The sequence below is a fragment of the Providencia sp. JGM181 genome (assembly GCF_018257375.1).
GTDB classification, from domain to species: Bacteria; Pseudomonadota; Gammaproteobacteria; order Enterobacterales; family Enterobacteriaceae; genus Providencia; species Providencia lanzhouensis.
Window position 1 is genome coordinate 1 of sequence record NZ_JAERJY010000116.1, and the last position, 11,774, is coordinate 11,774.

Genomic DNA, 11,774 nt, shown 5'->3' on the forward strand with positions numbered 1-11,774 from the left:
ATATTAATAATTACTCAGAATCGATCTCTTTAATAAGGAGTTGTCAATGAAAGGCACTGTTTTTGCCGTTGCCCTCAACCATCAAAGCCAACTTGATCATTGGCTCGAGGCGTTCCAGCAAGCCCCTTATAAAACCCCACCGAAAACACCTGTGTGGTTTATTAAGCCGCGTAATACACGCATTAATTCCGGGGATAACATCCTGCATCCTGCTGGTGAAGAAGTACAAAGCGGTGCAACGCTGGCGCTGGTGATTGGTAAAGATGCACGCAAAGTGACTGCACAAAATGCGTTGGAGTTCATTGCTGGCTTTGCACTGGCGAATGAAGTTAGCCTGCCAGAAGACACCTTCTACCGCCCTGCGATTAAAGCAAAATGCCGTGATACTTTCTGCCCAATCGGCGAGTTAGTGAAAACGTCGTTATCTTCACCTGTTGAGATAGTGACACTGATTAACGGCAAAGAAGCTGACAGATGGTCAACCAAGGATCTCGTTCGTAGCGCAAGCGAATTAGTGGCTGCATTGAGCGACTTCGCAACCCTAAAACAAGGAGATGTGATTTTACTGGGTACCCCTCATCAGCGCGTCACCATCAAACCGGGTGACCAGGTTGAGATCCAAGCAGCTGGCTTCCCAAGCCTCAAGAACAGCGTTGTTGCGGCAGGAGGACAATAATAATGAAACACGCAAAAATTCGTTATCAAGGCACTGAATATTCCGTCACTGTCGGTGACAACGAAGCCATCAAGCTGCCAAACGGCAACGTGATTTCTGGCGATAACACAGATGTTGAGTGGCTACCACCTGCACAAGGTACCTTATTCGCGTTAGGTCTAAACTATGCCGACCACGCCACTGAATTAGAATTTAAGCCGCCTGAAGAGCCACTAATTTTTATTAAAGCAGAAAACAGCTTAACAGGTCACCGCCAAGTGTCCGTTCGTCCAGACAATGTTGAATACATGCACTATGAGTCTGAGCTGGTGGTGATTATTGGCAAAGCGGCTCACAAAGTTTCCCAAGAAGATGCCATGGATTACGTCGCGGGTTACACCGTGTGTAATGACTACGCTATCCGTGACTATTTAGAGAATTACTACCGTCCAAACCTGCGCGTAAAAAGCCGCGATACATTGACGCCAATCGGCCCATGGATGGTAGACAAATCAGATATTAAAGATCCACACAACCTCGCACTGTACACCTACGTTAATGGTGAATTGCGTCAAAAAGGCACCACCGCGGATCTGATTTTTAATATCCCATTTTTAATTGCCTACCTGAGTGACTTTATGACACTGCAACCAGGGGACATGATCGCAACGGGCACGCCAAAAGGGCTGTCTGATGTGGTTCCAGGTGATGAAGTGATCGTTGAAGTTGAAGGTGTGGGCAGGCTGATCAATACCATTATCAGCGCAAAAGAGTATGAGGAGCGAGTGTGATGACTAAGATTAACCATTGGATCAACGGCAAAAACGTTGAAAGCAAAGAGTATTTCGAAACCACTAACCCAGCAACGGGTGAAGTATTAGCGGAAGTGGCATCCGGCGGTCAAGACGAAATAAACCAAGCGGTTGCCGCTGCAAAAGAAGCCTTCCCTAAGTGGGCAAACACGCCAATGAAAGAGCGCGCACGCTTAATGCGCCGCTTAGGTGAGCTGATCGACGAAAACGTTCCGCAAATTGCTGAGATGGAAACCAACGATACCGGTTTACCTATCCACCAAACTAAAAACGTTCTGATCCCTCGCGCGTCACACAACTTTGAATTCTTTGCTGAAATTTGCCAGCAAATGAATGGTCGCACCTATCCGGTTGACGACAAAATGATGAACTACACCCTGATCCAACCTGTGGGTGTGTGCGGATTAATTTCTCCGTGGAACGTGCCATTTATGACGGCAACATGGAAAACAGCACCGTGTTTGGCGCTAGGTAACACCGCGGTTCTAAAAATGTCTGAACTGTCTCCGCTGTCTGCAAACCGTTTAGGTGAATTAGCCCTTGAAGCGGGTATCCCTGCGGGCGTACTGAACGTGGTGCAAGGTTATGGTGCAACAGCCGGTGACGCTCTGGTAAAACACCATGACGTTCGCGCAGTCTCCTTCACTGGGGGCACAGCAACGGGTCGCGCCATTATGCAAAACGCGGGTCTAAAAAAATACTCAATGGAATTAGGCGGTAAATCTCCGGTTCTGATTTTTGAAGATGCCGACATTGAACGAGCAATGGATGCCGCGCTGTTCACTATTTTCTCTATCAATGGCGAGCGCTGTACCGCGGGTTCACGTATTTTCATCCAAGAAAGCATTTACCCTGAATTTGTGAAGCGCTTTGCTGAGCGTGCAAATCGCCTGATCGTCGGCGACCCAACCGATCCAAAAACCCAAGTGGGCGCCCTGATCAGCCAACAGCACTGGAACAAAGTGTCTGGTTATATCCGTATTGGTATGGAAGAAGGTGCAACTCTGTTAGCGGGTGGTCCAGACAAACCAACGGATCTGCCAGCTCATCTGAAAAATGGTCATTTCCTGCGCCCAACGGTTCTGGCGGATGTGGACAACCGCATGCGTGTGGCTCAAGAAGAGATCTTCGGACCCGTCGCTTGTTTAATTCCATTCAAGACCGAAGAAGATGGTCTGCGTATGGCGAACGATGTTGAGTATGGTCTGGCGTCTTATATTTGGACTCAAGATGTCAGCAAGATCCTGCGTCTTTCTCGCAATATCGAAGCGGGCATGGTGTTTGTTAACACCCAAAACGTCCGTGATTTACGTCAACCATTCGGCGGCGTAAAAGCCTCTGGCGTGGGTCGTGAAGGCGGCGAGTATAGCTTCGAAGTCTTCGCCGAAATGAAGAACGTTTGTATCTCCTACGGCGACCACAACATCCCACGCTGGGGTGTGTAATTTATTGAAATACCATTATTCTTCAATCAATTAAGTAATCTATACGATTTGAATTATATGTAATTTTGAATCAATGATAATTAATTTAGCTACTTATCCTAAATAATTCGTGTTGTAGCTAGGCGGCAAGTGAAGTTATCCCTAGGAGCATACTGAAGTATGTGACTAGGGTGACTTTATGAAGCCAACAACGCTACAGCGCGAAGTATGACGGATAAGCGAAGGGGAAAAGACATGGGTAAGTTGGCATTAACCGCAAAGATCACACACGTCCCATCAATGTACCTATCTGAACTGCCGGGCAAAAACCACGGTTGTCGCCAAGCCGCCATCGATGGGCACAAAGAAATCAGTCGTCGCTGCCGTGAACTCGGCGTCGACACCATTATCGTTTTTGACACTCACTGGCTGGTTAACAGCGCTTATCACATTAACTGCGCCGATCACTTCAAAGGCATCTATACCAGTAATGAATTGCCACACTTTATCCGCGATATGGAATATGAGTATGACGGCAACTCTGTATTGGGTCAGATGATCGGTGAAGAAGCTCGCAAGCTAGGCGTTCGTGCTCAAGCTCATGAAATTCCAAGCCTAACTCTAGAGTACGCGACGCTGGTTCCAATGCGTTATATGAACAGCGATCGCCACTTTAAAGTGATCTCTATCTCCGCATTCTGTACCTCACACAGCTTTGAAACTAGCCGTAAATTAGGCGAAGCCGTACTGACTGCGATTGAAAAATATGACGGTACCGTGGCGGTACTCGCGAGCGGCTCACTGTCTCACCGCTTTATCGATGACCATCGTGCAGAAGACGGCATGAACAGCTATACCCGCGAATTCGATGAGCAAATGGACAAACGCGTCGTCAAACTGTGGCGTGAAGGTCGCTTTGCTGAGTTCTGCAAAATGCTGCCGGAGTACGCGGATTACTGCTATGGCGAAGGTCACATGCATGACACCGTGATGTTACTGGGTCTGCTGGGCTGGGATAAATATGATGAGAAAGTGGAAGTGTTAACTGACCTGTTCGCCAGCTCTGGAACTGGGCAAATCAACGCGATTTTCCCACTACCAAAATTTATCACTGACAAACAAACAGCCAACGCATAAGGAGCAGATATGCCTCATTTTTATGCTGAATGCACCGACAACATTCGTGAAGAAGCAGCCCTACCCGAGCTGTTCGCTAAAGTAAACAGCGCGCTAGCTGGCACTGGAATTTTCCCATTAGGGGGCATTCGTAGCCGCGCAATCTGGTTGGATACTTGGCAAATGGCGGATGGCAAACACGATTACGCGTTTGTGCATATGACCTTAAAAATTGGTGCGGGTCGCTCCCTCGAAGATCGCCAAAAAACTGGGGAAATGCTGTTTGATCTGATCAAAACCCATTTTGCCTCTCTGATGGCAAAACGTTACTTGGCACTCTCTTTCACTATGGAAGAGCTTGACCCTGTTCTGAACTATAAGCAGAACAATGTGCATGCACTGTTTAAATCATAAAAAGCTTAAGTCATAAAAATTTAAATCGTGATTGATGAATATCGATAGGGGGCAATATGCCAATTTCATTTACCAATAGACCGATACCGCGCTGGTTGATCCCGTTACTGGGTTCACTGGTGGCGTTCGGTCCCCTATCGATTGATATGTACTTGCCAGCCTTGCCACAAATGGCGCAAGCGCTGAATGCCACCCAAGGACAGATGCAATACACCCTCGGGGCATTCTTTGCGGGCTTCTGTGTCGGCATGCTGTTTTATGGTCCCCTGAGCGACCTGCTGGGGCGCCGTAAAATGTTGCTCAGTGGGCTGGCGATTTTTACCCTCGCCAGCCTGCTATGCGCCCAAGCCACCAGCTCAGAAGCCTTAATTACCTTTAGAGCGTTGCAAGCATTTGGCAGTGGTGCAGCGATAGTGATGGCGCGCGCCATTGCCCGTGATGTGTATCCTTCTAGCGAGCTGCCTAAAGTGTTATCACTGATGACATTAGTCACCATGATAGCCCCATTATTAGCACCATTAGTGGGCGGTTTTTTATTAATTCATTTTGAGTGGCAGGTGATTTTCTATGTTCTCGCGGCCGTGGGGCTGTGCTCTGTTTCAGCTATTTTTTTACTGCTGCCTGAAACCTTGCCTCATCAGCGTGAATCCCGCAATTTAGTCGGTGTCGCCTTTCATAATTATCGGTTGGTGCTCACAGACCGAGAAGCACTGAGCATTATTGGTACTATGGCATTCTCTTTTGCCGGTATGTTCGCCTTTATCAGTGGTTCACCGTTTGTGTATATCAACTACTTTGGTGTTTCTGAACAGTATTATGGGCTGCTGTTTGGCTGCAATATTTTGGGCATGATTGCCATGTTGCTGCTGAATGTCCGATTGCTCAAGGTGTATAGCCTGCCACGAATTTTGGGCATGCAAAGCGGTATCCAATTGATTTTTGGTGTTCTGTTGTTAATTTTCTATCAACAAAGCCTACCAATTATTGTTATCCTAGTGGTTCTGTTCCTATCGATGGTTAATGCTATCGGCACCAACAGTTTGTCACTGTTACTGCAACACCGCGGGAAAATCGCAGGCAGCGCCAGTGCGCTCGCCATCTCAATTCAGTTTGCCTTGGCAGCCCTTGCCAGTGTTGCAGTGTCCATACTACAAGATGAATCCCCATTTGCTATGGCACTCGTAATGGCGATTTGTGCCGGACTGAGTTTTTCAAGCCAACGCTTGTCCGCTAAAAATGTCCACGCGCACGTTCATTCAGTGTCTTCGGAGAACAACGAAAAATGAGCTTAAACACCAATTCTAAATTATTCCGCCAGCAGGCTTACATTAATGGTCAATGGGTAAATGCCCAAGACAGTAGCCAGTTTGATGTGACTAACCCGGCAAATGGAGAAGTGATTGCTCGCGTCAGTAATGTGGGTGCAACTGAAACTCAACAAGCCATTGAAGCCGCAGAAAAAGCATTGCCAGCATGGCGTGCAAAAAGCGCGAAAGAACGTAGCCAAATTCTGAACAAATGGTTCCGTTTAATGATGGAAAACCAACAAGAACTTGCGCAGATCCTGAGTACTGAGCAAGGTAAATCCATCAATGAATCTATGGGTGAAATTGCCTACGGTGCCAGTTTTATCGAGTGGTTTGCTGAAGAAGGTAAACGCACTTACGGCGAAACAATTCCATCCCCACTGCCGGGTCGCCGCTTAGTGACCATCAAGCAGCCTGTGGGTGTGGTCGCCGCTATTACTCCTTGGAACTTCCCAAATGCGATGATCACCCGCAAAGTCGGTCCTGCTCTAGCAGCGGGCTGCACTATGGTATTAAAACCTGCGGCTGAAACCCCATTATCTGCGTTGGCATTAGCCGCGTTAGGTGAAGAAGCCGGTATTCCTGCTGGCGTATTCAACATCGTTCCGGGTACCGATGCCAAAGCAATTGGTGCAGTCATGACTTCAAGCCCAATTGTTCGCAAGCTGACCTTCACCGGTTCTACCCGCGTGGGTAAATTACTGATGGAACAGTGCGCAGATACCGTGAAAAAAATGTCACTGGAATTAGGCGGTAACGCACCGTTTATCGTATTTGACGATGCGGATTTAGACGCTGCGGTTCAAGGGGCTTTAGCCGCTAAATTCCGTAATAGCGGGCAAACTTGCGTGTGTGCAAACCGTATTTTAGTGCAAGAAGGTGTTTACGATGAGTTTGCGGCTCGCCTAGCGAAAGCTGTGAGCGCATTAAAAATTGGTCCAGCAACCCAAGCTGATTCTGAGCAAGGCCCGCTTATCAACCAAGCTGCCGTGGATAAAGTGTCTGAGCACATTGCGGATGCCGTTGCTAAAGGTGCGAGCATCGCTGCGGGCGGTAAATCATCCAGCCTTGGTGGTCTGTTCTTCGAACCGACGGTATTAGTCAATGTGACTGAATCCATGAAAGTGGCGAAAGAAGAGACATTTGGCCCATTAGCACCGTTATTTAAATTCCGTGATGAACAAGAAGCTATCGACCTTGCTAACGACACTGAGTTTGGTCTGGCTTCCTATTTCTATTCACGTGATATCGGACGTATCTACCGTGTCGCTGAAGCATTAGAAAGCGGCATGGTGGGTATTAACGAAGGCATTATTTCAAATGAAGTGGCTCCGTTTGGTGGTATTAAGCAGTCAGGACTTGGTCGTGAAGGCTCACGTTACGGAATCGAAGATTATCTGGAAGTGAAATATCTCTGCTTTGGTGGTCTTTCTAATTAGAAAGAAACATTAGCTGGCGGTCTTCGCTTTTAAAATCTTAGCTCTAAATAATTCAAGTTAGAACAAAACAGTAAATGAGACTAATCCCCTAGGAGCATACCGTGTGACTAGGGGATAGGCGCAAGCCTATCGTGAAGCTAACGTAGTTATAGCTCGAAGTATGACGAGCTGAGGTGCAAAAGGAAAAATAAGATGTTGCAACAAGATACCATTTCAACAATCGCTAAACGCCTAAACCAAGCGGAAAAAAGCCGCCAGCAAATCCGTCAAATCTCTTTGGATCATCCCGAAATGACCATTGAAGATGCCTATGCCATTCAAAAAGAGTGGGTTGGCTTAAAACTGGCGGAAGGCCGTGTACTAAAGGGGCATAAAATCGGCCTGACATCCAAAGCGATGCAAGCCAGTTCCCAGATTGATGAGCCAGATTATGGCGCACTGCTCGATGATATGTTCTTTGATGATGGCTGTGATATTCCAACGGATCGCTTTATCGTTCCGCGTATCGAAGTTGAACTGGCATTCGTGTTAGCAAAACCGCTGCGCGGCCCTAACTGCACCTTATTTGATGTGTATAACGCCACGGACTATGTGATCCCCGCTTTAGAGCTGATCGACGCCCGTTGCCACAATATCGATCCTGACACTAACCGTCCACGTAAAGTGTTCGACACCATTTCCGATAACGCGGCAAACGGCGCGGTGATCTTAGGTGGGCGCCCAATTAAACCTCGCGATTTAGACATGCGTTGGATCAGCGCCCTGCTTTATCGTAATGGCGTGATTGAAGAATCTGGCGTTGCAGCGGCGGTTCTAAACCACCCTGCCAATGGCGTGGCATGGTTAGCCAATAAGTTAGCCCCACACAATGTGGAGCTACAGCCGGGACAAATTATCCTTGGCGGTTCATTCACTCGCCCTGTTCCTGCTCGTAAAGGGGATGTTTTCCACGTTGACTACGGCGTGATGGGCTCAATTAGCTGCCGCTTTGCATAAGGAGTTCACTGTGGATCTGTTAGAAAATAAATTTAAAAAAGCCCTGAAAACAGGCAAACCACAAATCGGTTTATGGCTAGGACTGTGCAGCCCATACAGCGCTGAGCTGGTTGCTGGTGCTGGATTTGATTGGCTATTGATCGATGGTGAACATGCACCAAACAATGTGCAAACGACCTTAGCACAATTACAAGCCATCGCTCCGTATCCATCACAACCGGTAGTTCGTCCGGCGTGGAATGAGCCAGTGATTATCAAGCAATTGCTGGATATCGGCGCACAAACGCTGTTACTGCCAATGGTGCAAAATGCGGAACAAGCAGAGCAAGCGGTACGCTCAACTCGTTATCCACCCGCGGGAATTCGTGGAGTGGGCAGCGCCTTAGCGCGCGCCTCTCGCTGGAACCGTATCCCTGATTATTTAAAACGCGCTAATGATGAAATGTGCGTGATTGTCCAAGTGGAAACTCGCGAAGCTATCAAAAACCTACCTGAGATCCTCAAAGTTGAAGGGGTTGATGGTGTCTTTATCGGTCCTGCGGATCTGAGTGCGGATATGGGATTTTCTGGCAATCCAAACCACCCTGAAGTGAAAGCGGTGATTGAAGATGCTATTAAGCAAATTCGTGCGGCAGGTTTAGCGCCAGGAATTTTGATGGCGGCACCGGATATCGCAGAACACTATATTAAGCTCGGCGCCTTGTTTGTCGCCGTGGGTGTGGATACCACATTATTAGCGCGCACCGCTGAAGCCCTTGCCGCGAAATTCGGTAAAACGGTTTCCGATATGGATAACAGCACATCTAGCGTGTACTAAAGCAATCTGAACTCCTCTAGGTCGTTCAATTTTACCCTACGCTCATGAACGACCTAGATAGTAAGCAATAAAATCGCAACCACAACAAGGCAGCCCAAATGACTGCCTAGTAGACCCTTGTACCTATAATAAATTGTAATTAGAGGGCATTATAATGAGTCATTCACAGAATGTTGCTAGCACCAACCCTGCGGAGCAACATAAGAACCTTACTGAACCGCAACAGCGGGTGATTAATAAGCTTTTTAAACGACTGATCGTATTTCTGTTTGTTCTGTTTGTTTTCTCGTTCTTAGACCGAATTAATATCGGCTTTGCGGGGCTAACAATGGGGAAAGACATTGGTCTAACGTCCACCATGTTTGGTCTGGCAGCGACGCTGTTTTACGCCACCTACATTATTTTTGGTATTCCAAGTAACATCATGCTTGGCATTGTCGGTGCTCGTCGCTGGATTGCCACTATCATGGTGCTATGGGGTATTGCCTCCACTGCCACTATGTTCGCGACTGGGCCAACCAGCTTATATATTTTACGAATGCTGGTGGGTATTGCTGAAGCCGGCTTCTTACCGGGAATGTTAGTTTATTTAACTTACTGGTTCCCCGCTTATTTCCGCGCCCGTGCTAATGCGCTATTTATGATTGCCATGCCAGTTACTATGGCATTTGGTTCACTAGCTTCTGGTTATATTTTAGGGCTAGATGGTGTGTTAAACCTGAAAGGCTGGCAGTGGTTATTCTTACTGGAAGGTTTCCCATCCGTTCTGCTGGGTATTTTAGTGTGGTTCTATCTGGATGATTCTCCGAAGAAAGCGAAATGGCTGACTCAGGAAGATAAAGACACCCTGCAAGAGATGATGGATAAAGACCAGTTAGAGCTTGTGCAGCCACACGGCTCAAAAAGCCAGACTGCGCTGCAAAATAGCAGCCTGTGGAAAGAGATTTTCACCCCGGTGATCTTAATGTACACCGTGGCTTATTTCTGTCTAACTAACACGTTGAGCGCCATTAATATTTGGACGCCACAAATTATGCAGAGTTTTAATCAGGGCAGCAGTAATGCCATGATTGGGCTATTAACTGCAATCCCTCAGTTCTGTACGATTTTGGGGATGATTTATTGGAGCCGCCGTTCGGATCGCTTGCAAGAACGTAAGATGCACACGGCGTTACCGTATTTGTTTGCGGCGGCAGGTTGGATCATTGCAGCAATGACTCATCAGCCAATACTCCAATTATTGGGGATCATTATGGCGTCCACCGGTTCATTTACTGCTATGGCAGTTTTCTGGACCACGCCAGATCAGTCGATCAGTTTACGCGCTCGCGCAATCGGTATTGCCGTAATCAACGCAACAGGTAATATAGGTTCCGCGGTCAGCCCACTATTAATCGGTTGGTTGAAAGATCAAACGGGTAGCTTCAATTCCGGTCTTTATTTTGTGGCTGGTTTGCTGGTGGTCGGCGCCCTTCTGGTCATCGCCATCCCAATGAAAAACTCAAGACCAAGAGCCACGCCGTAAACGGTCGAATTGAAGAAATGAGTGCTGCAACAGATTGGAAAAATTGAATTTATTTAATCCCCCTTAAATATTGTTCAAAATAATTCGAGTTGCAGTTAACCATGCTACAGGCAGAATTCTCAGTGGCTGCCTAATGTTCACAAATCTGTAGGTTAAAGGGGAGTAATTCCCCAAAATAATTCGAGTTGCAGCTAGGCGGCGAATGAGTTAATCCCTGGGAGCATACTTGAGTATGTGACTAGGGTTGACTCATGAAGCCAACAACGCTGCGGCTTGAAGAATGAAGGGGAAAGAATTGATCAATAACATAGATATTGGGAAGGACTACGATGACGTATTGGGCAACGACGACGTCCACTACCAAACCTTCGGCAAACTCGCCGCCTTCTTCGGCCGCGACATGCAGGCGCATCGTCACGATGGCTATTTCCAATTACACTATCTAGTCACTGGGCATATCACGCTCCAGCTGGATGAGTCTCGTTATTCTGTGCAGGCACCGTTATTTATTTTGACGCCCCCTTCTGTCGCCCATGCGTTTTTTACTCAAGAAGACACTGACGGGCATGTATTAACCGTGCGGCAAGATTTAATTTCGCCGCTGTTGGAGTCTCTTTATTCAGCCAATCTGGATAGAGTCGATATTCCGGCGATTTGTTTATCTGTCGCGGATAAGCCCCAAGACATTGAAACTTTTAATCACTATTGGGATTTAATGGCGCGGGAATCTGCGAATAACTATATTGGTCGAGACCAAGTGTTATCTTCGCTTGCCCAAGCCTTATTTACCTTTTTACTGCGCTCTGTCCCCCTTGACGAGCATCATGTTAGTGGCGTTCGTGGTGAACATCGATTATTCCAACGTTTTAACCAGCTTATCGATATGCATTATCGCGAGCATCTCTCTGTCCCTGACTATGCGGATAAACTCGGTGTTACTGAATCTCGCTTAAAAGATATGTGCCGGCGATTCGCCAACCGCCCACCAAAGAAGCTCATTTTCGATAGGATTTTGCGGGAAGCTAAACGCATGCTGCTATTTTGCGATAGCCCCGTTTCTGAAATTGCTTATCAACTTGGATTTAAAGACCCAGCCTATTTTGCCCGCTTTTTTAATCGCTCTGAGGGAACCTCTCCGAGCCAATGGCGTGAACAAAATATCCACTAGATCGCGGATATCAAAATTTTAGCATCCCCTTTAAATTATTTTACATAATGCAAACATTTTTGATGTCTTGCATTTTTATTTTTAAAGTTACAACTTGTACT

At 47.1% G+C, this 11,774-nt stretch carries 11 protein-coding genes; all 11 read left to right on the top strand.

What is annotated here, in order from left to right; genetic code table 11:
• The first annotated feature begins 46 nt into the window (after positions 1–46).
• The 11 genes from JK188_RS13530 (at position 47) to hpaA (ending at position 11,673) form a co-directional block, all read left to right on the top strand.
• Positions 47–676: a fumarylacetoacetate hydrolase family protein gene (locus tag JK188_RS13530; RefSeq protein ID WP_036954023.1), complete on the top strand. Its 630-nt coding sequence runs from the start codon at positions 47–49 to the stop codon at positions 674–676.
• A gap of 2 nt (positions 677–678) precedes the next feature.
• The gene (locus tag JK188_RS13535) at positions 679–1,446 is read left to right on the top strand and encodes a fumarylacetoacetate hydrolase family protein (protein WP_211886587.1); all 768 of its coding nucleotides are present in this window, start codon (positions 679–681) and stop codon (positions 1,444–1,446) included.
• Complete coding sequence (gene hpaE, locus JK188_RS13540) at positions 1,446–2,912, top strand: 5-carboxymethyl-2-hydroxymuconate semialdehyde dehydrogenase (RefSeq protein ID WP_006657319.1); 1,467 nt, start codon at positions 1,446–1,448, stop codon at positions 2,910–2,912. Before JK188_RS13535 ends, hpaE begins: the two co-directional genes overlap by 1 nt.
• A gap of 234 nt (positions 2,913–3,146) precedes the next feature.
• Positions 3,147–4,028: a 3,4-dihydroxyphenylacetate 2,3-dioxygenase gene (gene hpaD, locus JK188_RS13545; RefSeq protein ID WP_036954019.1), complete on the top strand. Its 882-nt coding sequence runs from the start codon at positions 3,147–3,149 to the stop codon at positions 4,026–4,028.
• A gap of 9 nt (positions 4,029–4,037) precedes the next feature.
• Positions 4,038–4,421, top strand: coding sequence for a 5-carboxymethyl-2-hydroxymuconate Delta-isomerase (locus JK188_RS13550; RefSeq protein ID WP_036954018.1), 384 nt, complete (start codon positions 4,038–4,040; stop codon positions 4,419–4,421).
• Positions 4,422–4,477: 56 nt separating this feature from the next.
• A complete protein-coding gene (locus tag JK188_RS13555; protein ID WP_187128789.1) occupies positions 4,478–5,707 on the top strand; it encodes a Bcr/CflA family multidrug efflux MFS transporter in 1,230 nt (409 codons plus the stop codon).
• Positions 5,704–7,167, top strand: a complete 1,464-nt coding sequence (locus tag JK188_RS13560; protein ID WP_036954015.1) for an NAD-dependent succinate-semialdehyde dehydrogenase — start codon at positions 5,704–5,706, stop codon at positions 7,165–7,167. The genes JK188_RS13555 and JK188_RS13560 overlap by 4 nt, the downstream gene beginning before the upstream one ends.
• 192 nt (positions 7,168–7,359) lie before the next feature.
• Positions 7,360–8,163 carry a 2-oxo-hept-4-ene-1,7-dioate hydratase gene (gene hpaH / locus JK188_RS13565; protein ID WP_132496217.1) on the top strand — a complete coding sequence of 268 codons (804 nt, stop codon included), beginning with the start codon at positions 7,360–7,362 and terminating at the stop codon, positions 8,161–8,163.
• 10 nt (positions 8,164–8,173) lie between these two features.
• The gene (hpaI, locus tag JK188_RS13570; protein WP_211886588.1) at positions 8,174–8,980 is read left to right on the top strand and encodes a 4-hydroxy-2-oxoheptanedioate aldolase; all 807 of its coding nucleotides are present in this window, start codon (positions 8,174–8,176) and stop codon (positions 8,978–8,980) included.
• A 154-nt stretch (positions 8,981–9,134) separates the two neighbouring features.
• Positions 9,135–10,505 carry a 4-hydroxyphenylacetate permease gene (hpaX, locus tag JK188_RS13575; RefSeq protein ID WP_036954007.1) on the top strand — a complete coding sequence of 457 codons (1,371 nt, stop codon included), beginning with the start codon at positions 9,135–9,137 and terminating at the stop codon, positions 10,503–10,505.
• A 280-nt stretch (positions 10,506–10,785) separates the two neighbouring features.
• Complete coding sequence (gene hpaA / locus JK188_RS13580; protein ID WP_211886589.1) at positions 10,786–11,673, top strand: 4-hydroxyphenylacetate catabolism regulatory protein HpaA; 888 nt, start codon at positions 10,786–10,788, stop codon at positions 11,671–11,673.
• Positions 11,674–11,774: the final 101 nt, after the last annotated feature.